This is a genomic window from Geobacillus sp. WSUCF-018B, from assembly GCF_002809985.1.
GTDB classification, from domain to species: Bacteria; Bacillota; Bacilli; order Bacillales; family Anoxybacillaceae; genus Geobacillus; species Geobacillus thermophilus.
Map to the genome: position 1 here is coordinate 45,519 of NZ_PIJF01000006.1, position 24,240 is coordinate 69,758.

A 24,240-nucleotide genomic window follows, 5' to 3' on the forward strand; every position below is an offset into this window, starting at 1 on the left:
AGGATATGGGTTCACCAGAAAAGGAACAGGCCCCTATGACGTACAAAGAGTATGCGACATGGCCGGAAGGAAAACGGTGCGAGGTGTTGGATGGGAACATCATTAGCATGGCGCCGTCGCCGACACCGGAACATCAATCAGTTTCGCTCCAACTTTCCATTGAATTCGGGATGCATCTTCGTGGGAAGGATTGCCGCGTGTTGGCCGCCCCGATCGATGTGTATCTTTTCGAAGATCATCGCAAGGGATGGATGGATGAAAACGTCCGAAACTGGGTATGCCCCGATCTTGTCGTCATCTGCGACAAAAACAAAATTCAAAAAAACCGCATTGTCGGGGCTCCGGATTTGGTCGTCGAGATCTTGTCCCCCGCCACGGCCAAAATCGACCGGATGGACAAACGGATCGCGTACGAGCGGGCCGGGGTGAAGGAATATTGGATCGTTGACCCGGCGAATCAAGTGGTGGAAGTGTATTTGCGCGGAAAAACAGGAAGATTGGAACTTCATGGAGTGTACAACCGGGATGACGCCGTTTTGGTTCATGTATTGAAGGATTTCGTGATCGATTTGCGAAACATTTTCCAATGAATAAATGGCAGTTGAGACTTACGCTAAGTGCGATTTGGAAGGGGACGAGGGAGGCTCATTAGAATGTGCCGTCAACGCCCTCTTCCTTTTCATGGCGAAAGGCGGCATTCATACTTCGATGAATCCAACCCCTTGGTGTGTTCCCGTTTCGATGTCGATCATGTGGAAAGGCTGTGGAATTCCTTGGCCTTTTTGGTCCAACCCGTATCCAATGCAGCGCCCTTGGCCAGTCATTTCGCTGTTTTTTGTTCATTGCCCAAAACCAGCCTATGTACTACAATAAACATAGAACCCGTTTTTTCCCACCCAAGCACGGCTTCATTTGTTTGGCGTGAGGCGCCATTGGGTGTTGCCCGTCTTCAGGTGGAAAAAGGCGCGGAAAAACGAAAGCGGTTTCTTTTTGAGAGAAAGACGCGAAAGGGGATGGGGAAATGAGCGATGTCGCGAAGATGAAGGAAGCGGCGTTTCCGGCTCCGACGGTGGAGGAGTGGGAGCGGGAAGCGGAAAAGTCGCTGAAAGGCAAGCCGCTCGAGCGGCTTGTATCGATGACGTACGAAAACATTGCGGTCAAACCGCTCTATACGCGCCGCGATGTGGAGGCGCTCGGCCCGCTTGAGCAGTACCCGGGCTTTGGCCAGTACGTGCGCGGAGCGCGGCCGGAAGGGTATCGGGGCGGGCCGTGGAAGGTGAGCCAGGAGATTTCGGCGGCGAGCCCGTCGGAATGGAACGAAGCGGTCAAGCACGACTTGGAGCGGGGACAGACGGAAATCCATTTCGCTCTCGGCCGGCTGCCGTTTGCCGTCGAGTCGGTTGATGATGTGGCGGCGATGTTGGATGGCGTGCTGCTGGACCGCTATTCGCTCCGTGTGGACGCCGGGGCGCGGTCGCTTTCGTTTTTGGCGCTGCTTGTCGCTTATTTCAAGGAACAGGGGGTGCCGCTATCGAGCGTACGGGGCGCGATCGGCATGGATCCGCTCGGAGCGTGGGCGGAGCAGGGGACGCTCCCGTGTTCGCTTGAGCGGCTGTATGATGAAATGGCGGAAGCAACGAAGTGGGCGAAGGAACAGATGCCTGCCGTTCGCACGATTTTGGTGCGCGGCGAACCGTACCATAACGGCGGGGCGAACGCCGTGCAGGAGCTCGCGTTTTCGTTGGCGACAGCGGTCGAGTACATCCGCGCCGGGCTCGATCGAGGCTTGGCGGTCGACGACATCGCGGTGCGGATGCAAGCGTCGTTTGCGGTTGGAGCGGATTTTTTTATGGAAATCGCAAAACTGCGGGCGGCGCGGCGCTTGTTTGCTCAAGTGATGGAGGCGTTTGGCGGCGGTGAATCCGCAAAGCGGATCGAGCTATATGTGCGCACGTCGCCGTTTACGAAAACGGTGTACGACCCGTATGTGAACATGCTGCGGGCGGCGGCGGAAGCGTTTGCGGCCGTTGTCGGCGGCGCCGATGGCGTGCACGTGTCGCCGTTTGACGAAGCGATCGGACTCGCTGATGAGTTTTCGCGGCGCATCGCCCGCAACACGCAGCTCATTTTGCTCGAAGAGGCGCATGTGGCGAACGTCATCGACCCGGCGGGCGGCTCGTATTATGTGGAAACGTTGACCGCCAAGCTCGCTGAAGAAGCGTGGAAGCTGTTCCAACGCGTCGAAGAACAAGGCGGCATGGCGAAGGCGCTCGAAGCCGGCTTCGTGCAGACGGAAGTGGAAGCGGTCGCCAAGCGGCGGCTTGATCGTGTCAAGATGCGGAAGGAAAAAATCGTTGGCACGAACGTGTACGCCAATTTGGAGGAAACGCCGGTCGAAAAACCGAAGCAAGACGCAGCGAACGTGGCGCCGCCGCTGGATGAAAAGCGGGTGGCCGATATTCGCGCCTCGCTCGCGGGCGGGAAGTGGATGGAAGCGGCGATTCGTGCGGTTCGCCGTCGAGCAACCGCTCGGGAAATCGCGGCGGCTCTCGCTGACGGAAACACGTCCATCCGCATTGCGCCGATTCGCGCATGGCGCTTGGCCGAGCCGTTTGAGCGGCTGCGCAAGGCGGCCGAGAAGCATGCGGAGCGTACGGGAAGCCGGCTTTCCGTTCACTTGATCAATATCGGGCCGCTTGTCCGCCATCAAGCGCGCGCCGATTTCATCGCCGGGCTGTTTGCGGCCGGCGGGGTGGCGGCTGAGCGGAGCGACGGTTTTGCCTCGGTCGCGGAAGCGGTCGAATGGGTGCAAAGCACGAACGGGACGCATTATATCGTGTGCGGCGCCGATGACGATTACCCGGCGTTCGTTCCAGCGTTGGCTGAGGCGTTCAAGCAAGCCAAGCCGAACGCGAAGCTGTATGTCGCCGGAAAGCCGCCGGAAGAGCTTGAGAGAACGTACGCGGACGCGGGCGTGGACGGATCGATTCATCTCGGTTCGAACGCGTACGATGTGATCGTGGCGTTTCTAACGGAAAGAGGGGTGGCGCTTGATGGCGAAGTACGTTGATTTTACCAACATGACGCTTTCCACGGCGGCGGCCGATGTGGATGAGAAACAGTGGAGAGACGCGGTGGAGCGGCGCGTGCAAGCGTCGATCGATGAGCTGTTGGTTCAGACGAACGAACACATTGCGGTGAAGCCGCTGTATACAAAGGAAGACATCGATGGGCTCGATTTTCTTGATTATATGCCCGGCTTGCCGCCGTACTTGCGCGGGCCGTACCCGACGATGTACGTCGTGCGGCCGTGGACGATCCGCCAATACGCCGGCTTTTCGACCGCCGAGGAGAGCAACGCCTTTTACCGGCGCAACTTGGCGATGGGGCAAAAAGGGTTGTCGGTCGCTTTTGACTTGGCGACGCACCGCGGCTATGACTCCGACCATCCGCGCGTCGTCGGCGACGTCGGCAAAGCAGGGGTGGCCATCGATTCGGTGCTCGATATGAAAATTTTGTTTGACGGCATCCCGCTCGACCAAATGTCGGTGTCGATGACGATGAACGGGGCGGTGCTCCCGATCATGGCGTTTTACATCGTCACCGCCGAAGAGCAGGGAGTGACGCAAGACAAACTGTCCGGCACGATTCAAAACGATATTTTGAAAGAATATATGGTGCGCAACACGTACATTTATCCACCGGAGATGTCGATGCGCATCATCGCCGACATTTTCGCCTATACGGCCAAATACATGCCGAAGTTCAACAGCATCAGCATCTCCGGCTACCATATGCAGGAAGCCGGGGCGCCGGCCGATTTGGAGCTGGCGTACACGCTCGCCGACGGGCTTGAGTACGTGCGCACCGGCTTGAAAGCGGGCATTGACATCGACTCGTTCGCGCCGAGGCTGTCGTTTTTCTGGGCGATCGGCATGAACTACTTTATGGAAGTGGCGAAACTGCGGGCGGCGCGCCTCATGTGGGCGAAAATGATGAAAACGTTCAACCCGAAAAACCCGAAATCGCTCGCTCTCAGGACGCATTCGCAAACGTCGGGCTGGAGCTTGACCGAGCAAGATCCGTTCAACAACGTTGTGCGCACGCTCATCGAGGCGCACGCGGCGGCGATGGGGCATACGCAGTCGCTCCATACGAACGCCTTGGATGAAGCGATTGCTTTGCCGACCGATTTCTCGGCGCGCATCGCCCGCAATACGCAGCTGTACTTGCAGGAAGAAACGGGCATTTGCCGGACGATCGATCCATGGGCCGGTTCGTATTACGTCGAGGCGTTGACGAACGAGTTGATGAAACGGGCGTGGGTGCATATCGAAGAAATTGAAAGCTTGGGCGGGATGGCGAAAGCCATTGAAACGGGCATCCCGAAAATGCGCATCGAAGAAGCGGCGGCCCGCCGCCAAGCGCGCATCGATTCAGGAGCGGAAACGATCATCGGCGTGAACAAATACCGCCCGGACAAAGAAGAACCGATCGACATTTTGGAAGTCGACAACACCGCCGTGCGAAAGCGGCAAATCGAGCGGCTGAACGAGCTCAAGGCGACGCGCGACAACGAGCAGGTCGAAGCGGCGCTTGACGCCATCACAAAAGCGGCGGAAACGGGCGAGGGGAATTTGCTCGAGCTGGCCGTCCAAGCGGCGCGCGTCCGGGCGACGCTCGGAGAAATTTCGTACGCGATCGAAAAAGTGGCGAGCCGCCATCGCGCCGCCATCCGCTCGATCAGCGGCGTTTACAGCTCGGAATACAAAAACGAAGCGCAGCTCGAACGGGTGAAGCGGCGGGTGGAGCAGTTCGCCGAACTCGAAGGACGCCGCCCGCGCATCTTGATTGCGAAAATGGGGCAGGATGGGCATGACCGCGGGGCGAAAGTCGTCGCCACAGCGTTTGCCGATCTAGGGTTTGACGTCGACATCGGCCCGCTCTTTCAAACGCCGGAAGAAACGGCGCGCCAGGCGGTCGAAAACGACGTGCACGCTGTCGGCATCAGCTCGCTCGCCGGTGGACATAAAACGCTCGTGCCGCAGCTTGTGGCGGAGCTTGAAAAACTCGGCCGCGGCGACATTCTCGTTTTTGTCGGCGGCGTCATTCCGCCGCAAGACTACGCGTTTTTGTATGAGCACGGCGCCGCCGCCATCTTCGGGCCGGGAACCGTGATTCCGGAGTCAGCGGAAAAGGTGTTGGAGGAAATTTACGCCCGGCTTGGCTATGAGGAAGTGAACCCATGAGCGGGGAAGAGAAACGGCGGGAACAGGAAAGCGGCCAGAGCGCAGCTTCGGACGGGCAGCCGCGGCGCCCGGAATGGGCGGACGGCAATGGCTTGTCGTCGTACGTGCAAGCCGAGCGCCCACCTGCGCCGAAGCGGCTCGTGCGGCGAAAAGAACGATCGGTTAAAGAATACGTCCAAGGGGTGCTCGCCGGCGACCGCACCATTTTGGCGCAGGCGATTACGCTTGTCGAAAGCAATGCGGCCAGGCATATGGATCTCGCCCAGCAAGTGCTCAATGAACTGCTTCCGCACGTCGGCCGCTCGATTCGCATCGGCATCACCGGCGTGCCGGGGGCGGGAAAAAGCACGTTCATTGAAGCGTTTGGCACGTTTTTGTGCGAGCAGGGCCATCGCGTCGCCGTCTTGGCCGTCGACCCGACGAGTTCGTTGACCGGCGGCAGCATCCTTGGCGACAAAACGCGGATGGAGGCGCTTGCCCGCCATCCGCACGCCTTCATCCGTCCATCTCCATCCGGTGGGGCGCTTGGCGGCGTGCATCGGAAAACGCGCGAGACGATGATGCTGTGCGAAGCGGCCGGCTATGACATCATCCTCGTCGAGACGGTCGGCGTCGGGCAAAGCGAGTTTGTCGTCCGCGGGATGGTTGACTTTTTCCTGCTGCTCGCCTTAACCGGCGCCGGCGATGAGCTGCAAGGCATGAAGCGCGGCATCATGGAGCTGGTCGACGCCATCGTCATCAACAAGGCGGACGGCGATAATAAAGAAAAAGCGCGGATGGCGCAAAAAGAATACAACCAGTTTCTCCATTACCTCCGCCCGGCCACGCCCGGCTGGGAGACGAAAGCGTACACATGCTCGGCGCTTTTGGGAGAAGGGATCGCCGACATGTGGCGCGTCATTCAAACGTTTGTCGAAACGACGAAGCAATCCGGCGTCTTTTTCGACCGCCGCCGCCAGCAGCAAAAAGACTGGATGCACGCCATGATCAAAGAATATGTGGAAACGCGCTTTTTTGCCGATCCGGTCGTGAAAGAGAAGCTTCCGATGCTCGAGAACAGCGTCATTTCCGGCGCCAAGCCGGTCACCGCCGCCGTCCGCGAGCTGATCGAGGCGTATGAACGGAAGCGAGGCGGTGAACTGTGATATGATAAAGGCAAATCGAAGGAGGTGTCACGATGTTCCAATTTCAATTTCCGCTCTATCACGACATCGTCGAACAAGCGCGGCGTGAAGCGGTCGAAGCCGGATTTGAAGAACTGCGCACGCCGGAAGACGTCGATGCGGCATTCCGCCGTCCGGGCACCACGCTTGTCCTCATCAACTCCATGTGCGGGTGCGCCGGCGGCATCGCCCGTCCCGCAGCGGCCCACGCGGTTCATTACGACAAGCGCCCGGACCATTTGGTGACCGTCTTTGCCGGCCAAGACAAAGAAGCAACGGCCCGCGCGCGCGAATATTTTGTCGGCGAGCCGCCATCCTCGCCGTCGTTCGCCTTGTTAAAAGACGGGAAATTGTGCGCCATGCTGCACCGACACGACATCGAAGGGCACGAACCGGTCGCTGTCGTGCAAAAGCTGCAGGCGCTGTTCGATGAATATTGTGAGGAAGTGTGAAAGGAGAACCCGAAGTTCCAAAAGGGACTTCGGGTTTTTGCATGGCCATTATTGTTTGTGATAATATAATTGTAAAGAGATCAGAGACAGGCAAACAGCAGTGCATATGATCATCATTTTAGCAGGCTTCTCTTGTGATCAACTTTTTCTCTTGTTTCTATCAAAAACCAAAAACTAAAAAAGGATCATCTTTTATGGAGTTATATGATGTTAGCCACTGGAAAAAGATGAGGAACGGCAAGCTTCTGGGACAAGAGAGAAGTTTTGGTTGATTAATCCAGATAATAAACGTCGGTATCTATTTAAGAAAGTTCCTATTTGAAATAATAATCACTATCTTTGAGGACCTTGGCCTCCATCAATTGAGCGTCGTTTTGTTCAGGAATTCTCCGCTTTGTTCCACTAGGATGTTAGTGTTTGCATCAATCTATTCCTCTTCCGCAAACATTGAACACTTCTCCTCCCTACGGTATGGGAAAATCATTGTGTTTGTTTCCCCACCATGCTATGATCATTAGTAAAGAAACCAAGAAATTTGGTTATTTTTTTAGAAGGAGGGGAATAATATGGTACCATCAGATTCGATGACAAAGGAGAAGGTACCGATGGACAAACTCCCAGATGACAAGAAAAAACGTGTGAAGCGCATTGCTGTATCAAGTAAAAAACAAATTACAATCCCAAAAGATTTTTATGAGCAATTAGGGATTGGAAATGAAGTGCTGATTGAGCTGGCGGATAATAAGTTAATTATTCATCCGATTCATGAGGACCACTTTGACTTTTCCGATCTGATTTTAAAAGACTTGATCAGGGAAGGATATGCAGGTGAAGAACTATACAAAGAATTTGTATATCGTAAATCGCAAATTGCCCCTGCATTCAACGCGATGATTTCTGAGGAAAGACCGAAGGCAAAAACGTATACGGCGGATACGTTAGAGGAGTTATTCGGCGAAGATGATGAACAATAATCGGCTGCAATTGCTTCCGAAAGCAGAAAAAGCCATTAAAAAATTGACAAAAAAGGATGCAGCTCTGAAGCAGCGTTTGATCGAAGCCTTGCGGCAGATTCTTACCGATCCCGCCGAAGCAGGGGAAGCGAAAACTGGTGATTTAGCAGGAATTTACGGTTATGACATTTATCATCGAGGCATCAATTATGAGATTGCTTATTTGATCGACCAAGATGACAGCGGACATGTTGTGGTGGTGGTTTTGGTGGGGACGCGTGAAAATTTTTACGAAGAGCTGAAGCGTTATATGAAGACGAATCAAGCGCCATTTTCGAAGCCATAGATGCAGATCCATTTAGGACAATGGGCAAAGGAGAACGATGGCATGGATGAACGAGAATCGATTGTATTATCGTACCAGCGCGCGTTTCGATTGTTGCTTCATTTGAAGAATGTCATTGCCGCGTCGAAGCAAGTGTCGGCAGAAGATGAACTGCTGAAGGAAGTATATCGTGATTCGATCGTGAAAAAGTATGAAATTTTGGAAGACCAGCTCTGGAAGCTGTTGTCGCGAATTTTCAAAGCGTCCGGTCTGGAATTGAACAACCCGCGGGCATGTTACCGCCAGGCGTTTAAGGAAGGGTGGATTCAGAATATTGATGTATGGAACGATATATTGCACTCGCGAAACGCTGCAGCCCATGTATATAACGAGGAAGACTATGAACAGATTAAAAACCGAATTGTATCACAATATGTCCATGAAATTGAAGCACTGCTCAAATACATCAAAAAAGAAGTGATCGATCGTGACCTATGGAATGAGCCCGACCGTGTTTGAACGGTTGATGGCGTATTTCGCGGGCGAAGAAGATATACAAAAAGTCATTTTGTTCGGCTCACGGGCGCGCGGCACGGCCCGCTACAACTCTGACATTGACTTGTGCGTGGACTACACCGGCAAACAAAAGTGGAAAATCAAAGAGGATCTTGACGAGATTGTCGGCATTTACTCATGTGACGTGCTTTTTTTCGACGCGCTGAACGAAGCGATCCGGCGGGAAATCGAGCGCGACGGGAAGACGATTTATGAGAAATCTCCGTCGTGAGCCTAGGCGGCTTGCCCTGCATGAGCGGACAGCCGCCTTTTTTGTCCTTTTGCGCCTGTTGGGACAGATCGGCTTCGGAGCGGAGGCCAGGATTGTCCGTTTTTCCTTGCACCGAAAGCGCCGTCATCGGTACAATGAAGTCGGCAACCATTGGCAAAGGAGACTCGCGATGAAAATCGGCTATCGGACGTTGAAAACGGCGGTGGGGGCGGCGCTGGCGATCGCCATCGCTCAGCTGATCGGCCTGCATAATTTCGCTTCCGCTGGCATTATCGTCATTTTATGCGTTCAAGTGACGAAAAAGCGGTCGCTTGAGACCGCCCGGGCTCGTTTTGCGGCGTGCGTTGTCGCGATCGGTTTTGCGGCGTTGTTTTTTACCGTCTTCGGCTATCATCCGTGGACGATCGGGCTGTTGCTGCTGCTGTTCATTCCAGTGACCGTCAGGCTGAAAGTGAACGAGGGCATTGCGACAAGCTCGGTCATTATTTTGCATTTGTATGAGGCCAAGGACATCACGTGGGGATTGGTCGCCAATGAGATCTTGCTGGTGGCGGTTGGCATTGGGGTAGCGCTGCTGATGAACATGTACATGCCGAGCGCCGAGAAGGAGCTCAAAGAGTACCAGCGCATTGTCGAAGATTTGTTTCGCATTATTTTAAAAGAAATCGTCCGCTACTTGCGCACAAATGAGCTTGATTGGGATGGGAAGGAGCTGCCGCTTGCGGCGGAGACGCTCGAAAAAGCGAAAAAGCTCGCCATCCGCCACGCCGACAACCAGCTATGGCGGAATGAGGATGAATATGTCCGCTATTTCCGCATGCGTGAGCGACAGCTTGAGATTATTGAACGGATGTTGCCGCTTGTGACATCGCTCACCTATACGGTTGAACAGCGGATGATGATCGCCGATTTTATCGATGAGTTAAGCGACGCCATTCATCCGGGAAATACGGCGGACCGCTTTTTGCGGCGCCTTGCCGAGATGCGCGAACAGTTTAAAGCGATGCCGCTGCCAAAGACGCGCGAGCAGTTTGAAGAGCGGGCGGCGTTGTTTCATTTAGTGCGCGAATTGGAGCGATATTTAATCATCAAAAGCGAATTCCATCCCGGAAACGAACGAAAACCGCAGCGGCTGAAGGCATGATGCAGGGCATATGTTCATCCGTTTTGGTGCACACTATAGCCAAACATTCAAGCAAAGGATGGACGGATATGCGGGTATGGTTGGCCATTTGTTTCGTGCTCACCGCCGTGTTGGGAGCGCCTTTCCAGACAGCGGCGGAGGCAAAGCCGCTTGTCATTGTGAACAAAGCGATCAATAAGCTCGCGCTCGTCCGCGACGGCCGCATCGAAGCCGTTTATCCGGTGGCGACCGGGGTCAATACCGATTTGACGCCGGAGGGGATGTTTACGGTGACGGTGAAGGCGAAACACCCGTATTATCGGAAAAAGAACATTCCAGGCGGGGCGCCGAACAATCCGCTCGGCACAAGGTGGATCGGCTTTAACGCGCGCGGGACGGACGGGCGCATCTACGGCATTCATGGCACGAACAACCCGGCGTCGATTGGCGGCTACGTTTCGCAAGGCTGTGTGCGCATGCACAACCGCGATGTCGAGCAGCTGTATGAACGGGTGCCGATTGGCGCCAACGTGCTCATTCTCCGCAGCAACGAATCGTTTTACGCCATTGCCAAACGGTACGGTGCTGTCCGATGAAAAACGCAAGCTCCGAAACGGAGCTTGCGTTTTTTACGCCGGATCGCGCTTAAAACCACATGCTGATGCCGGCGAGGAGCGTCGTCAGCAGCATGCAAATAAGCATTACGTACACGATGAATTTTTGCGTTTTCCGCGACAACGGTCCGTCCTCCTTCCGTCCGCTGTTCTACGTTTATTGTAACGGCAAACAGCAGGGCGGACAAGGAAAAAAGCAGGATGAGAGATGAAACGGATCGCTCCATGGCTTGACCGTTGCGCAGACAAAGAAAAACAAAAAAAAGCAGGATTTTTTGTCGAAACGGCGAATGATAAAATGTTGGCCTCATCATTTTGCGGCAAAGGGGATGCAGACGATGGAAGTGAAAAAAGTCGACCATATCGGCATTGCCGTCCGCTCGATCGAGAAAGCGCTTCCGTTTTATACAGATGTGCTCGGCCTGCCGTTTCTTGGCATCGAGGAAGTCGAGTCGGAACAGGTGAAAGTGGCGTTTTTGCAGGCTGGAGAGGCGAAAATTGAACTTCTTGAGCCGCTGTCGCCGGAGAGCGCGGTGGCGACATTTATCGAAAAGCGCGGTGAAGGGATTCATCACGTGGCGCTTGGCGTCGAGGACATCGCCGAGCGCATCCGTGAGCTCAAGGAGCATGGCATCCGCATGATTCAAGATGCGCCGAAACGCGGCGCCGGCGGGGCATGGGTCGCGTTCATGCACCCGAAATCGACCGGCGGCGTGTTGTACGAACTTTGTGAACGGACGAACCGAACGGAGGGACACCAATGAGCGACATGTACGATAAAATCAACGAACTGTATGACCGCCGACGCGAGATTGAACTGGGCGGGGGCGATGAGAAAATCGAACAGCAGCACGCGAAAGGGAAGCTGACGGCGCGCGAGCGGATTGACTTGCTGTTGGATGAAGGAACGTTTGTCGAGCTCAATCCGTTCATCGAGCACCGCTGCACCGATTTTGGCCTCGGGGAAAAGAAGGGGCCGGGTGACGGGGTGGTGACCGGCTACGGGAAGATCAACGGCCGCACCGTGTTTGTGTTTTCGCAAGATTTCACCGTCTTCGGCGGGGCGCTTGGGGAAATGCACGCGAAAAAAATTGCGAACATCATGGATTTAGCGGCGAAAACCGGGGCGCCGGTCATCGGTTTGAACGATTCGGGCGGCGCCCGCATTCAAGAAGGGGTCTTGTCGCTTGACGGGTACGGACACATTTTTTACCGCAACGCCATTTATTCCGGCGTCATCCCGCAAATTTCCGTCATTATGGGGCCGTGCGCCGGCGGGGCCGTCTATTCGCCGGCCATCACCGATTTTGTGTTCATGGTCGAAAAAACGAGCCAAATGTTCATCACCGGTCCGAAAGTGATTGAAGCGGTGACCGGGGAGAAAATCAGCGCTGAAGATTTAGGCGGCGCCCGCGTGCACAACACGATCAGCGGCAACGCCCACTTTGCGGCAGCGAATGAAGAGGAGGCGCTCGCTGAAGTGCGGCGGCTCTTGGGCTATTTGCCGTCCAACAACAACGAAAAGCCGCCGTTTGGCCCGATTCCGGATGGGGACGACTACCGCCCCGATTTGGCCGATGTCGTGCCGATTGACGCCGTCCGCCCGTACGATGTGCGCCACGTCATCGCCCACGTCGTCGATGACGGGTCGTTTTTTGAGGTGCAAAAAGATTTCGCGAAAAACATCGTGATCGGCTTTGCCCGCATTAAAGGCGAAGTGGTCGGGCTTGTGTGCAACCAGCCGAAGTTTATGGCCGGCGGGCTTGACATTGATTCGTCCGACAAGGCGGCGCGTTTTATCCGTTTTTGCGATTCGTTCAACATCCCGATCATTACGTTTGAGGACGTCACCGGCTTTTTCCCGGGCGTCAAGCAGGAGCACGGCGGCATCATCCGCCATGGGGCGAAAATTTTGTACGCCTACTCGGAAGCAACGGTGCCGAAAATTACGGTCATTTTGCGGAAAGCGTACGGCGGCGCGTACGTCGCCTTAAACAGCAAATCGATCGGCGCCGATGTCGTCTATGCGTGGCCGAACGCCGAAGTGGCCGTCATGGGGCCGCAAGGGGCGGCGAACATCATTTTCGCGGGCGAAATTGAAAAAAGTCCGAATCCGGAAGAAACGCGGGCGCAAAAAATTGCCGAATACCGCGAGAAATTCGCCAATCCGTACGTCGCCGCGAAATACGGCATGATCGATGACGTCATCGACCCGCGCGATACGAGAATCAAGCTCATTCAGGCGCTCGAGATGCTTCGAAACAAGCACGAGGAGCGGCCGAAGAAAAAACATGGCAACATTCCGCTGTAAACGATGGAAGGCGTCCGGTAAGCAACGGGCGCCTTTTTCGCGGCAAACGATATTTTAGATGGGGGCGGCGTGGCCGTTTGCCGCAGCGGGAGCGGATGAAAGCTCGCTCGTTGAGAGGCGGTCAGGCAGCCCGTATCGGTACATCTCAAGCGCGTTCTTATACGTTTGCAGCGTTTTGATCGTTCCGGCGTCCGGTTTGACGTAAATGACGGGAAAGTCCTGTTCTCCGTATGCCGGCTGGACGGGAAACGCCAGCTTTTCTTGATCAAGGGAAAATTCCGCCTGCACCCCCGGTTTATTGCCGCGGGCATCTAAGCGGACCCAGCGGCGCAACGAGCGAAAATAAACGGCATTCAAGGCGTGCAGGCAATATCCTTGATCCGGTGTGTCAAACAGCATCAGCTTTTGGTAGCAAAATCCAACTGGAATTCCTTGTGACCGCAATAAGGCCGCCAATACATTCGCTTTGGCATAGCAAATGCCTTCCCGGTGCAACAGCACTTCAGAAGCGTGGCAAGTCACCGTTGTGCTTTGGATGTCCCATGAGTGGGCGATATGATCTCTCACAAATTCAAAGGCCGTTTTTGTTTTGTCGATTTCCGATTGCAGGTTGTGAAACAATTCTTTCGCCGTTTGTTGAATAAGCGGATGAGAGAAATCAACAACATCCGTTTCTTCCAGATAGTCGTCCAACCGGGCGGATTCAGGAATAAGATGCATAGAAACGCTCCTTTCATTCAGTAAATTTTAAATAATTATACATATAATTGCATATAAATTCAATCTTGTGTTTTGCCAGACGCATGTTTGGCTCTTGGCGGAACATTTCGGTATACTTAAGGTGGAGTACATAAGCAGGAGGAAAAAAGCGATGGTCAATGAACAGCGTCTTGTCGACGAATTTTTGGAACTCGTGCAAATCGATTCAGAAACGAAGCATGAAGGAGAAATCGCCAACGTGCTCAAACAAAAGTTTGAAGCGCTCGGCCTTGAGGTGATCGAAGACGATGCCGCCGCGAAAACGGGGCATGGGGCAGGCAACTTGATTTGCACGCTCGCGGCGACGAAAGACGGGGTGGATCCGATTTATTTCACGTCGCATATGGATACGGTCGTGCCGGGCAAAGGGGTGAAACCGTCGATCCAAGACGGCTATGTCGTCACCGACGGGACGACGATTTTAGGGGCGGACGACAAGGCGGGCTTGGCGGCGATGTTGGAAGCGATTCGGGTGTTGAAAGAGCAAAACATCCCGCATGGCGTGATCCAGTTTATCATCACCGTCGGAGAAGAGTCGGGGCTTGTCGGGGCGAAGGCGCTTGACCCGTCGCTCATCCAAGCGAAATACGGCTATGCCTTGGACAGCGACGGCAAAGTCGGCAACATCGTCGTCGCCGCCCCGACGCAGGCGAAGCTGAAAGTGGTTGTGCATGGCAAAACCGCTCATGCCGGCGTGGCGCCGGAAAAAGGAGTGTCTGCCATTACGATTGCGGCGAAGGCGATCGCGAAAATGCCGCTCGGCCGCATCGACGAGGAAACAACGGCCAACATCGGCCGCTTTGAAGGCGGCACGCAAACGAACATCGTCTGCGACCGCGTTGATATTTTAGCGGAAGCCCGTTCCCTCGTTCCGGAAAAAATGGAAGCGCAAGTGGCGAAAATGAAAGAGGCGTTTGAAACGGTTGCCGTGGAAATGGGCGGCCGCGCCGATGTCGAAGTGGAAGTGATGTACCCGGGCTTTAAGTTCAGCGACGGCGACCATGTCGTCGAGGTCGCCAAACGGGCGGCGGCGAAAATCGGCCGGCCGTGCAAGCTGGAGAAAAGCGGCGGCGGCAGCGATGCCAATATCATCGCCGGCTTCGGCATTCCGACGGTCAACCTCGCAGTCGGCTACGAAGAAATCCATACGACGAATGAGCGGATGCCGATTGAAGAGCTGGTGAAGCTGACAGAGATGGTTGTCGCCATTGTCGAGGAAGTCGCCAATGCCGAGTGAGCATCCCGAGGCTGGATGCTCTTTTTTCTTGAACCTTTCGGTAAACATTCGGCCGGAATGAGCCGATAAAAAAAGCAGAGTGCGAATCACGAAAGAGGTGGCGGGGGAATGGACAAATACGTGGTGTTTCGCGTCGAGCGGGAACAGTACGCCGTCTCGATCGCGTATGTCGTCTCGATTGAGAAAATGACGGCGCCGACGGCCGTGCCGCATATGCCGGATTGTATGGCGGGCGTTGCGCGCATCCGCGGCGAGCTCGCGCCGGTGCTCGATATGCGAAAGCTTCTATATGGGAAAGCGATCGAGGAAACCGAGCAGACGCGTCTTGTCGTCGCCGCGGTCGACGGGTTGTCGGTGGCGTTTATCGTTGACGAAGCAAAGGAAATTGTCGATATTGAACCGGAAGCCATCAAACCGCTGCAGCTCGTATCCGCGGAGCGCACGCCGTATGTCGTCGGGATCGCGACGCTGCCGGAGCGGTTGCTCACGGTGCTGGATCCGCGCGTCTTGTTTGCCCATTTGGAAGAAGCGGACGCGATTCGCGAGCAAGTGGCCGCCGCCCAGGCCGCGGCCCAGGTCATCCAAGAGGAAGAGACGGTATAGGTGTTTGCCTATACCGTTTTTTCTTCCGCGCATATCCTAATCATGGAAATGAACTTCAACACATGAGAGGAGGCGCATTCCATGGTTCGACCGTTCGGTCCGTATATGGGCGGATTTTATCCGCCGTACGTTGGCGGCTACGGCTATCCTCCATACGGTTATCACCATCATCATTGGCATGGAGGGTATGACGGCTATCATCACTTCCCGTATGGCGTGCCTTATGGTCATTACCCGTTTGGACCATACGGATTCCCGCATTATGGAGGCTACTAAGCATGAGGGGCGTTACGCCCCTTTTCGCATGGACAGGTCAAGCAAAGTCCGTCGTGCCGCCTCGTTCCTAAATCGGTTTAGAAAAACTTGCAGGCAAGCGCAAACGTATGGTATGTTGTTTGATGAACAAACCAAAACGGAAAGGGACGTTGGACAATGGCGAAACAGCAAATCGGCGTCATCGGACTGGCGGTCATGGGGAAAAACTTGGCGCTTAACATCGAAAGCAAAGGCTATTCGGTGGCGGTGTACAACCGTTCGCGCGAAAAAACGGACGAGTTTTTGCAAGAAGCGAAAGGAAAAAACATTGTCGGTACATACAGCATCGAAGAATTCGTCAACGCCTTGGAAAAACCGCGGAAAATTTTGCTGATGGTGAAAGCGGGCGCGCCGACGGACGCGACGATCGAACAGCTGAAGCCGCATTTGGAAAAAGGCGATATTGTAATTGACGGCGGCAATACGTATTTTAAGGATACGCAGCGCCGCAACAAAGAACTCGCCGAACTTGGCATCCACTTTATTGGCACGGGCGTCTCGGGCGGCGAGGAAGGGGCGCTGAAAGGCCCGTCGATCATGCCAGGGGGCCAAAAAGAAGCGCATGAGCTCGTGCGCCCGATTTTTGAAGCCATCGCCGCCAAAGTCGACGGCGAACCGTGCACGACGTACATCGGTCCGGACGGCGCCGGGCATTATGTCAAAATGGTGCACAACGGCATCGAATACGGCGACATGCAGCTGATCGCTGAAGCGTACTTCTTGCTCAAACATGTGCTCGGCATGGATGCTGCAGAGCTGCACGAAGTGTTCGCCGACTGGAACAAAGGCGAATTGAACAGCTACTTGATTGAAATTACGGCCGACATTTTCACGAAAATCGATGAAGAAACAGGCAAGCCGCTTGTTGATGTCATTTTGGATAAAGCTGGGCAAAAAGGGACGGGCAAATGGACGAGCCAAAACGCCCTCGATTTGGGCGTGCCGCTGCCGATCATCACGGAATCGGTGTTCGCCCGTTTCCTCTCGGCGATGAAAGACGAGCGCGTGAAAGCAAGCAAAGTGCTGGCAGGCCCAGCGGTGAAGCCGTTTGAAGGCGACCGCGCTCACTTCATCGAAGCGGTGCGCCGCGCGCTTTACATGAGCAAAATTTGCTCGTACGCCCAAGGATTTGCGCAAATGAAGGCGGCTTCTGAGGAATACAACTGGAACTTGCGCTACGGTGATATCGCCATGATCTTCCGCGGCGGCTGCATCATCCGCGCGCAATTTTTGCAAAAAATTAAAGAGGCGTACGACCGTGATCCAGCGCTTTCGAACTTGCTCTTGGATCCGTATTTCCAAGACATCGTCGAACGCTACCAAGACGCGCTCCGCGAAATCGTCGCCACCGCGGCGATGCGCGGCATTCCAGTGCCAGGATTCGCTAGCGCCCTCGCCTATTACGACAGCTACCGCACCGCGGTGCTCCCGGCCAACTTAATCCAAGCGCAGCGCGACTACTTCGGCGCCCACACGTACGAACGCGTCGACAAGGAAGGCATTTTCCATACGGAATGGTTGAAATAAGAAAAAAGCCCTTAGAGTCATTCGCTACTCTAAGGGCTTTTCGTGTTCGATAAAGCTAAAATTCGTTCCGTCAACTGGAACTGCATCTTCAGAATGGGATGACCACTGATCGAGTGGGCGAACGTTGGAACGGTTTTGGTTCTTCCCTCACTCGCTGCATCGTTTTAAAGCGCCTCGCGAATTAGCTTTTTGTAATAACGAACGGACAACACGCCAAACAGCGAATAGCAGACCGTGTAAATCGCCATCACCGTCAACATCGGCATCCACAGTTCGGTGCCGAAAAAGAACCAGCCGGAGCGGACGGCGAAATAGCTATGGGACAATCCCAGCAACAACGGAATGCCAAAGTAGAACAGCTGTTTCCGCCGAATGCCCCCGAGCAAGTCTTTTTCGGTGAATCCCAGTTTGCGCAAAATGGTGTAATTCGGCCGCTCTTCTTCGCCAGCGCCCATTTGCTTGAAGTAAAGAATGCAGCCGGATGTGACCAAAAAGGCGAGTCCTAAAAAGGTGACGACAAACATGATCAATCCGAACGTTTGCTTTCGGTGGCGGCTCATCATCAGGCGCGAATCGGCGATGGAGGAAAACTCCATGCGTTGAAACAACTGATCAGCGCGTTCAATATTGGTTTCATCGGTCAGGTGAATGCCGATATGCACCTTTTTCTTTTGTGGATCGGTTTCTTTTTGCAAACGATCAAACATCGTTTGGTCGACGATGACGGTCGGCATGCCGTACGTGAAATGATAGTTGACGTAATAGTCTTTTTTCATCCCAAGGTAATGAAGTGGGACCATGCGGCCGTTTTCTTCTAAGCGAATCGTTCCCGTTTCTTTAAACGGCAAGAATTGACGGAGTATGTCCTGATATCCCGTCAGCAGCGCTTCATTAGGCTTGACATCGATGCGGCCTGTACTTGTGTCGCTGATCACCGATAACGGCGCGGCGGACGGCTGAAACTGGAGCCGGCTTTGATCAGCGATGTCCAAAATCATCGAAATATCAGTCGGTGCTTCGATGACATCGATCATCGTTTCCCGATAGCGAATATCATGAGATCGCAGCGCCGCCGTAAAACGGGCGGCATCTTTTTTGTCCGTAAACGCGAAATCGGCGGCGACATAGTTTTGCGCGGATCGTTCGGCGGAATAGTAGGAAATATAGCTTAACGAAATCAACCCGATCGCGATGGCCGACACGGTCGTGATGATCGTCAGCAGCAACGCGTTCGATTTCATGCGAAACATGAGCGACGATCCCGATAGCACGGCGTTGATCGACAAATAGCCGCCTTTTTGTTTTCGCCATAGGTGGAACAGAAAGCTGATCGTTCCTTTGAAAAACAAATAGGTGCCGATGATGACAGCGCCTAAGATGAACGCCATGGCCATGAATAATCCTTGCACGCTCTTCCAGTCGCTGCTAAACAATTTCGTCGATATACCATAGCCGCTGGCGATGAGGATGATCCCCACCATCCCCACGACCATGTTCCATACGGATACGTGTTTTGCTTCGGTTGTGGATGTAGTGCGGAACAAGGATAAAATCGTCTGTTTTTTGAGAAACAAGCGGTTCATCCCCATCATGAGGACATCAATCACGCTGAACACAATCAACGTTTGCACCAATGCTCGGCCAGAAAAGGAAAGAGATGCCGCTAGTGGAATATCGATGATTTTAAACAAAATCATCATCAACAGCTTGGAAGCGGCAAATCCCACCAATATGCCGATGATCAGTGTGCCGTAATAAAGAATGACGTTTTCGGCCGCCAGCATAAAAAAGATGTTTCGTTTCGTCATGCCGATCAACTGCAAAAGAGCGATCTCATGGCTCCGACGCTTGATAAACAGGGCGTTGGCGTACAAAAGAAAGACGGCGACAATCACGATAAGAAGCACCGCGCCTGTGCGGACGGCCGCCGCGCCTTTCACTCCCCCTTTGATGGCATCAAGCGATGGATCGTACTGCAATGTCACGAACGCGAAATACAAGGCGGAAGCAAACATCAAGGCAAACACGTACAAATAATAATGTTGGATGTTTTGTTTCAAGTTGCGGAACAGGAGTTGCTTCATGCTCATGGCCGAACACCGCCCAGCACGCCTTGCGTTTGCATAATGGCTTGGAAAAATTGCTGCCGCGTTTCCGTTCCTTTATACAGTTGCGTATACAATTGTCCGTCTTTGATAAAAACGACACGTCCTGAGAAACTGGCGGCGACCGGATCGTGGGTGACCATGATGATTGTCGTCTTCCGTTTTTTATTAAGTTGTTGCAGCTTGTGCAATAAATCGGAAGCCGATTTTGAATCGAGTGCGCCCGTCGGCTCATCGGCAAAAATGATGCTCGGTTCATGGATGAACGCCCGCGCCGCGGCAACGCGCTGTTTTTGCCCACCAGAAATTTCGCTCGGATAGTGGTTTTGGATGTCAATAATGCCAAGTTCAGCCGCCAATTCTGCAAATTTCTTTTCCGCTTCTCGCTTGGGCGTTTTCGTAATCGATAAAGGCAAAAGGACGTTCTCCTTTACCGTCAGCGTGTCAAGCAAATGATACTCTTGAAAGATGAAGCCGACATGGCGTTTGCGAAATTCTGCCAGCTCTCGGTCTTTCATGGCGACGACGTTGTTTCCTTCGATGAAAATAGCGCCCTCGCTCACCCGGTCGATTGAGGAAAGAACGTTGAGGAGCGTCGTTTTCCCTGATCCGGAAGGCCCCATGATCGCGAGAAATTCCCCCTTCTCCACACGCAGATCGATGCCTTTGAGCACTTCTTGCAGGTTCTTTTTCGTTCCGTACGTTTTGTGGATGTTGGTTGCTTCCAATATGACCATCTCGTTTTCCCTCCTTCGTTTCTATCATAAGCAATGGGGTTGGTTTTTTCCTGCGTTTGGCCGAACAAAACGAAACCGCGTGTGACAAAATCGTCACATGCGGTGCGTGCGGATGATGTCATTTTCTTGCGGAAATAGGATCGTAAATGTCGTTCCGCGCCCGGGCGTGGATTCGACATGAAAGTCAAGAAGAAGCGGTTTGGCGGCTTTTTTCGCCAAATACAGCCCCATCCCCGTCGCCGCTTCATTTTGGTGTTCGGTGGTGGAGGTGAATCCTTTCTCGAAAATGCGCGGCAAGTCCTTTGGATCAATGCCCAAGCCGAAATCTTGAATTTGCAAGCGGGCATGGCCGTTTTTCATAAAGCTTTTCACGACAATGTCAGATGACTCGCTGTATTTCACCGCATTTGTGATGATTTGCCGGATGATAAAAGAAAGCCATTTGGCATCGCTCAGGACGGAGCGGACGTCCAATTGAAGGTCAAAGCCGATGCCTTTTTGCATACACCACGATTGCAGCGGTTTAATCTCATTGATGAGAAGTGGCTCAAGTTCGACTTGTTCGATATATAAGTCGTTTTCCATGTGTGGAAGCCGTCGTTGATGAAGTTGCTGATCAAGAAGCAGATGAATGCGCAGCCATTCGTACAAGAGTTGCGCTTTCGTGTTTTCGTCCCCAACCCGTTCGATGATGAGCCGCATGGCCGTCAGCGGCGTTTTCATTTCATGAATCCATGACAACAGTTCATCTTTCTCTTGTTCCAACGTGGTGAGGTGTTCTTTCAGTTCCTGTTTCCATTGGTCCGTTTGGCTGGCGAGGACGCGTTCGACGATCTTCTCCAGCGGGCTTGCCGCCCGCAGGGCAGAGACGGGATCGTGGCCGCGCTCCCACTCTTGCAAACGTTGATAAAATGCCGTTTCTTTTTTCCAACGGATGATGACAAAGACAACAAAGATGATAGTCGTTAAAAAGACGATGTAAAGGACGGAGGAGAGCGGAATCGTCGGATCCAGATAAGCGACAAACAGGATGAACAGCTCTAGAAAGAGAAAGAGGGCCATCCAGCTTTTTCGTTCCCACAAATAATCTTTGATCATCAGTGGCTCCCTTCTTCCGTAGCCATATAGCCTTGCCCAACTTTCGTTTCAATGAAGCGGCCCAAGCCGAGTTCGTCCAGTTTTTTTCGTAGGCGGTTGACGTTGACGGTCAGCGTGTTGTCGCTGACAAACCGTTCGTCTTCCCATAGCCGTTTGATCAGCTCCGTCCGAGCAACGATCTGGTTTTTCTTGGCCAATAAATGTTTCAAAATCAACAGCTCGTTTTTCGTCAGCTCCACTGTTCCGTGTTCATTTGAGACTGTGCTTTTTTCATAGTCGACCGTTGCCCCGCACCATGTTTGCAGCTGAACGGGTCCGGCATTGTAGTTGTACACGCGGCGGAGCAGCGCTTGGATTTTGGCGATCAGCACATCGAAATGAAACGGCTTTTGGATGTAATCATCAGCTCCAAGCTGCATCGACATGACCATATCAGTCGGGTGGTCGCGCGATGATAAAAACAAAATCGGGACGTTCGAATGAGCACGAATCTGGCGGCACCAGTGGAACCCGTCAAATTTCGGCAGCTGGATGTCGATGATCACCAAGTGCGGCTTGCAAGCAGAAAACTCTTCCATCACACGACCGAAATCGCGGATGCCGCAAACGTCGTACGACCATTGTTCCAAACGGGCTTTGATTTCTTGAAACAACGTCACATCATCTTCAATGAGCAAAATGTTCAACTTTGCCTCACCCCACTTGTTTCTATTGGGAGTTCCGTTTTCATTATATTTGTTTCACCGTTTGGGGGAAAGGAGGTTCAAAAGGGAAAGCATGAAAATGCATTACACAGCAAAGCGATGGCCGCTGTTCGTGATCGGCAGCGGTTGGTGTATGCAGCCGAACGGGGTGCGTATGGCAAAAAGAGCTTGAAGTGATGATCGACGGTGGGCTATCATGGATATTGAGGATGGATAAGGAATGGTCAAATGTCGGTGCTCGATTGTTTGAGCTATGCTATGCGCAAGGAATGTATAAGGAAGGAATTAGAAATCATTGTTTGACGGGGGATTGGAATGGGAACAACATTTAGGAAAGGTTTTTTATTTTGTCTCTTCTTGTTTATCTGTCTTTTCCATGTGTTTCCTTCCGCTAAAGCGGAAGCGGCCGGACCGCGTACGCAACAGCTTCCTGGGCGCGTGCTCGATTGGGTCATGGATGATCAAAATGGGTATATTTATGCGCTCACGGAAAAGGGGATGTTATTATTTATTGAAGCGAGCACATTGTCGATCAAAAAGCAGGAACCCGTTTCTCTGCGGGCATACAGCGCTTTATGGCGGAAATATGCCCAGCGGTCGGTCACTCTTCTTTTGCGGGACGGGAAGCTGTATGTGCCGTCTGAAACATCGATAGACGTTTTTGACGTCAAAACGAAACGGCTGATTCAACGAGCCCCGTATAACGGATTGCCGTTTGGCTTATTAGGCAACAAAATCGTAACTTTCGGAAAGCAGTACGGGCGCGGGAAGACGACGTATGAGATGTACATGTGGGATTTGGCGGCGAAACGCCAAACAAGCCGGCTGATTGCTGATCCTAACTTTTTTTCCGTTTTTTCAGAGGAAAATACGTTGTTTTTCAATGAGAAGCGAGGTCTGGCCTTCATCGGCCGCAATGTTTCCATTCCTGATTTAGCGGTATTGCGCCTGTCCGATTTGAAGGTGGTGAAGCGAGTTTCGTATCAAGGGCCGAGAGGCAGCGCGCCCATCCATCCGCTCATCGTTGACGGAAGCGATGTGTTTTTTGCGGGAAGGCGCATTGATGCCGGAAATATCAACATGGTGCACGACTGTTATAACGGCCCCGTTTTAGATGTTCAAGGGGCCTACGTGGTGACAAATAAGGCGGTGTATGACCGTTACACCTCTGCTAAGATAAACGCGCTTCCATTCCCGACGAACTATGCGTTGATGGATGCAAAGTACAATTTGTATTTGATCAAAGAAGGGGAAAATCGAATTTATAAATATCCATTGCCGGCCGATGAGAGCTATTATGTTCGATCGTCCCATTATGCTTTCACCAATGTCCCCATTTCCCATTTGGCTTATGATTCGTCGACCGGATGGTTGTATGTGTTGTCCGCCGAAGACAGCAAACTGTTTGTCATTCGCGCCAGCGACATGAAAATGGTGAAAGAAATTCATCCCGGACCGCAGCCGACGGATGTAAAAATTGATGGCGGCAAGGTGTATGTTGCGCTATCGGGAGCGACGAAAATGGCGATTTACGACGCCAAAACAATGCGGTTTCTTGGAACGGTGCCGCTGATCGCTGCTCCGCGTTCATTGGCGATCGGGGACGGGAAAATTTTCTTCACGGACAATAGCCGCACGTTGACGGGATCGATTGCCGTTTATGATATGAAGACGAAAAAACAATGGCGAATCCCAAAGGTATTCATCAATCCGTTGATTGGGTATGACGAAAAACAAAATGTATTGTATGTCGGACAGGAAGGAACATCGGATCATGATCTGTATGCGGTGCGGCTTTCCGATTGGCATGTTTCGCAACTATTGTCCTTCCCTGGAGGGGATGATGCCTTTTTTATGAACGGCGGGGAGATTTTTTACGGAAAGGCGCGCATCAATCCAGCCCAGCCCGGCGCATTGGTGGCCGCTGAATTTCCGGAGCCGCTGCGGGCGGCGAGCCGTCAATATATCATCACCAGCCGTGCCATTTATAACCGGGCAACAGGAACGAAAATCGCCGATTTGTCATCTGAAGCGCTGCTCGCAACGGCTGGAGATGATGGAATGATCTTCACGTATCGAAAAGTGGCTACGAACCATTATTTGATTAAGCAAAAACTGTCTCAATAAAATTGCCATTGCTGGGAGCGTTGGTGCTTCTCCAAAGCGCATGAAACAGTT

The 24,240-nt window shown here is 53.2% G+C and carries 25 protein-coding genes; 19 read left to right on the top strand and 6 right to left on the bottom strand.

The window, feature by feature from the left end; all coding sequences use genetic code 11:
* The first annotated feature begins 5 nt into the window (after positions 1 to 5).
* From CV944_RS03290 to CV944_RS03345, 12 genes are all read left to right on the top strand, one after another.
* Positions 6 to 590, top strand: coding sequence for a Uma2 family endonuclease (locus CV944_RS03290; RefSeq protein ID WP_011231854.1), 585 nt, complete (start codon positions 6 to 8; stop codon positions 588 to 590).
* Between the two features lie 63 nt (positions 591 to 653).
* Positions 654 to 1,025 carry a hypothetical protein gene (locus CV944_RS17145; protein WP_145994818.1) on the top strand — a complete coding sequence of 124 codons (372 nt, stop codon included), beginning with the start codon at positions 654 to 656 and terminating at the stop codon, positions 1,023 to 1,025.
* Positions 1,022 to 3,070 carry a methylmalonyl-CoA mutase family protein gene (locus CV944_RS03295; RefSeq protein WP_100659117.1) on the top strand — a complete coding sequence of 683 codons (2,049 nt, stop codon included), beginning with the start codon at positions 1,022 to 1,024 and terminating at the stop codon, positions 3,068 to 3,070. The genes CV944_RS17145 and CV944_RS03295 overlap by 4 nt, the downstream gene beginning before the upstream one ends.
* Positions 3,054 to 5,249 (top strand): methylmalonyl-CoA mutase, encoded by a 2,196-nt coding sequence (scpA, locus tag CV944_RS03300; RefSeq protein ID WP_100659118.1) that lies wholly within the window; start codon positions 3,054 to 3,056, stop codon positions 5,247 to 5,249. Before CV944_RS03295 ends, scpA begins: the two co-directional genes overlap by 17 nt.
* On the top strand, positions 5,246 to 6,394 hold the full coding sequence (meaB, locus tag CV944_RS03305) for a methylmalonyl Co-A mutase-associated GTPase MeaB (protein WP_100659119.1): 1,149 nt from the start codon (positions 5,246 to 5,248) through the stop codon (positions 6,392 to 6,394). Before scpA ends, meaB begins: the two co-directional genes overlap by 4 nt.
* 32 nt (positions 6,395 to 6,426) lie before the next feature.
* The gene (locus tag CV944_RS03310; RefSeq protein ID WP_100659120.1) at positions 6,427 to 6,864 is read left to right on the top strand and encodes a BrxA/BrxB family bacilliredoxin; all 438 of its coding nucleotides are present in this window, start codon (positions 6,427 to 6,429) and stop codon (positions 6,862 to 6,864) included.
* Positions 6,865 to 7,469: 605 nt separating this feature from the next.
* A complete protein-coding gene (locus tag CV944_RS03320; protein WP_033009440.1) occupies positions 7,470 to 7,838 on the top strand; it encodes an AbrB/MazE/SpoVT family DNA-binding domain-containing protein in 369 nt (122 codons plus the stop codon).
* On the top strand, positions 7,825 to 8,163 hold the full coding sequence (locus CV944_RS03325; RefSeq protein WP_095859633.1) for a type II toxin-antitoxin system RelE/ParE family toxin: 339 nt from the start codon (positions 7,825 to 7,827) through the stop codon (positions 8,161 to 8,163). Before CV944_RS03320 ends, CV944_RS03325 begins: the two co-directional genes overlap by 14 nt.
* Before the next feature lie 42 nt (positions 8,164 to 8,205).
* A complete protein-coding gene (locus tag CV944_RS03330) occupies positions 8,206 to 8,661 on the top strand; it encodes an HI0074 family nucleotidyltransferase substrate-binding subunit (RefSeq protein WP_033006466.1) in 456 nt (151 codons plus the stop codon).
* Positions 8,642 to 8,929, top strand: coding sequence for a type VII toxin-antitoxin system MntA family adenylyltransferase antitoxin (mntA, locus tag CV944_RS03335; protein WP_081132527.1), 288 nt, complete (start codon positions 8,642 to 8,644; stop codon positions 8,927 to 8,929). Before CV944_RS03330 ends, mntA begins: the two co-directional genes overlap by 20 nt.
* A gap of 169 nt (positions 8,930 to 9,098) precedes the next feature.
* On the top strand, positions 9,099 to 10,073 hold the full coding sequence (locus CV944_RS03340; RefSeq protein ID WP_100659121.1) for an aromatic acid exporter family protein: 975 nt from the start codon (positions 9,099 to 9,101) through the stop codon (positions 10,071 to 10,073).
* A 68-nt stretch (positions 10,074 to 10,141) separates the two neighbouring features.
* Positions 10,142 to 10,648 (top strand): L,D-transpeptidase, encoded by a 507-nt coding sequence (locus tag CV944_RS03345; RefSeq protein ID WP_100659122.1) that lies wholly within the window; start codon positions 10,142 to 10,144, stop codon positions 10,646 to 10,648.
* 49 nt (positions 10,649 to 10,697) lie between these two features.
* Here CV944_RS03345 and prli42 read toward each other — a convergent pair whose 3' ends face one another.
* A complete protein-coding gene (gene prli42, locus CV944_RS17260; protein ID WP_020755294.1) occupies positions 10,698 to 10,790 on the bottom strand; it encodes a stressosome-associated protein Prli42 in 93 nt (30 codons plus the stop codon).
* A gap of 214 nt (positions 10,791 to 11,004) precedes the next feature.
* Between prli42 and mce the strand changes: the two genes are divergently transcribed.
* Both mce and CV944_RS03355 read left to right on the top strand, forming a co-directional pair.
* Positions 11,005 to 11,430: a methylmalonyl-CoA epimerase gene (gene mce / locus CV944_RS03350; RefSeq protein WP_100659123.1), complete on the top strand. Its 426-nt coding sequence runs from the start codon at positions 11,005 to 11,007 to the stop codon at positions 11,428 to 11,430.
* Positions 11,427 to 12,977 carry an acyl-CoA carboxylase subunit beta gene (locus tag CV944_RS03355; RefSeq protein ID WP_100659124.1) on the top strand — a complete coding sequence of 517 codons (1,551 nt, stop codon included), beginning with the start codon at positions 11,427 to 11,429 and terminating at the stop codon, positions 12,975 to 12,977. Before mce ends, CV944_RS03355 begins: the two co-directional genes overlap by 4 nt.
* A gap of 54 nt (positions 12,978 to 13,031) precedes the next feature.
* On the opposite strand, the gene CV944_RS03360 is transcribed toward CV944_RS03355, so the two are convergent.
* Positions 13,032 to 13,697: a transglutaminase-like domain-containing protein gene (locus tag CV944_RS03360; protein WP_044741236.1), complete on the bottom strand. Its 666-nt coding sequence runs from the start codon at positions 13,695 to 13,697 to the stop codon at positions 13,032 to 13,034.
* 151 nt (positions 13,698 to 13,848) lie between these two features.
* Here CV944_RS03360 and CV944_RS03365 point away from each other — a divergent pair, with 151 nt between their 5' ends.
* The 4 genes from CV944_RS03365 to gndA all read left to right on the top strand — a co-directional run bounded on the left by CV944_RS03365 (position 13,849) and on the right by gndA (position 17,418).
* The gene (locus CV944_RS03365) at positions 13,849 to 14,973 is read left to right on the top strand and encodes a tripeptidase T (protein WP_100659125.1); all 1,125 of its coding nucleotides are present in this window, start codon (positions 13,849 to 13,851) and stop codon (positions 14,971 to 14,973) included.
* A 108-nt stretch (positions 14,974 to 15,081) separates the two neighbouring features.
* Entirely contained in the window at positions 15,082 to 15,576 is a 495-nt protein-coding gene (locus CV944_RS03370) for a chemotaxis protein CheW (protein ID WP_011231828.1), read from the top strand.
* An 81-nt stretch (positions 15,577 to 15,657) separates the two neighbouring features.
* A complete protein-coding gene (locus CV944_RS03375; RefSeq protein WP_033009034.1) occupies positions 15,658 to 15,852 on the top strand; it encodes a hypothetical protein in 195 nt (64 codons plus the stop codon).
* Positions 15,853 to 16,008: 156 nt separating this feature from the next.
* Positions 16,009 to 17,418, top strand: a complete 1,410-nt coding sequence (gndA, locus tag CV944_RS03380) for an NADP-dependent phosphogluconate dehydrogenase (protein WP_033009036.1) — start codon at positions 16,009 to 16,011, stop codon at positions 17,416 to 17,418.
* Between the two features lie 164 nt (positions 17,419 to 17,582).
* On the opposite strand, the gene CV944_RS03385 is transcribed toward gndA, so the two are convergent.
* The 4 genes from CV944_RS03385 to CV944_RS03400 all read right to left on the bottom strand — a co-directional run bounded on the left by CV944_RS03385 (position 17,583) and on the right by CV944_RS03400 (position 22,044).
* Positions 17,583 to 19,508 carry an FtsX-like permease family protein gene (locus CV944_RS03385; RefSeq protein WP_100659126.1) on the bottom strand — a complete coding sequence of 642 codons (1,926 nt, stop codon included), beginning with the start codon at positions 19,506 to 19,508 and terminating at the stop codon, positions 17,583 to 17,585.
* Positions 19,505 to 20,260 carry an ABC transporter ATP-binding protein gene (locus CV944_RS03390; protein ID WP_100659127.1) on the bottom strand — a complete coding sequence of 252 codons (756 nt, stop codon included), beginning with the start codon at positions 20,258 to 20,260 and terminating at the stop codon, positions 19,505 to 19,507. The genes CV944_RS03385 and CV944_RS03390 overlap by 4 nt, the downstream gene beginning before the upstream one ends.
* A 93-nt stretch (positions 20,261 to 20,353) precedes the next feature.
* Positions 20,354 to 21,358 carry a sensor histidine kinase gene (locus CV944_RS03395; protein WP_100659128.1) on the bottom strand — a complete coding sequence of 335 codons (1,005 nt, stop codon included), beginning with the start codon at positions 21,356 to 21,358 and terminating at the stop codon, positions 20,354 to 20,356.
* A complete protein-coding gene (locus tag CV944_RS03400) occupies positions 21,358 to 22,044 on the bottom strand; it encodes a response regulator transcription factor (RefSeq protein ID WP_013144816.1) in 687 nt (228 codons plus the stop codon). The genes CV944_RS03395 and CV944_RS03400 overlap by 1 nt, the downstream gene beginning before the upstream one ends.
* 516 nt (positions 22,045 to 22,560) lie before the next feature.
* Here CV944_RS03400 and CV944_RS03410 point away from each other — a divergent pair.
* Entirely contained in the window at positions 22,561 to 24,189 is a 1,629-nt protein-coding gene (locus tag CV944_RS03410; RefSeq protein ID WP_232721969.1) for a YncE family protein, read from the top strand.
* Positions 24,190 to 24,240 lie beyond the last annotated feature (51 nt).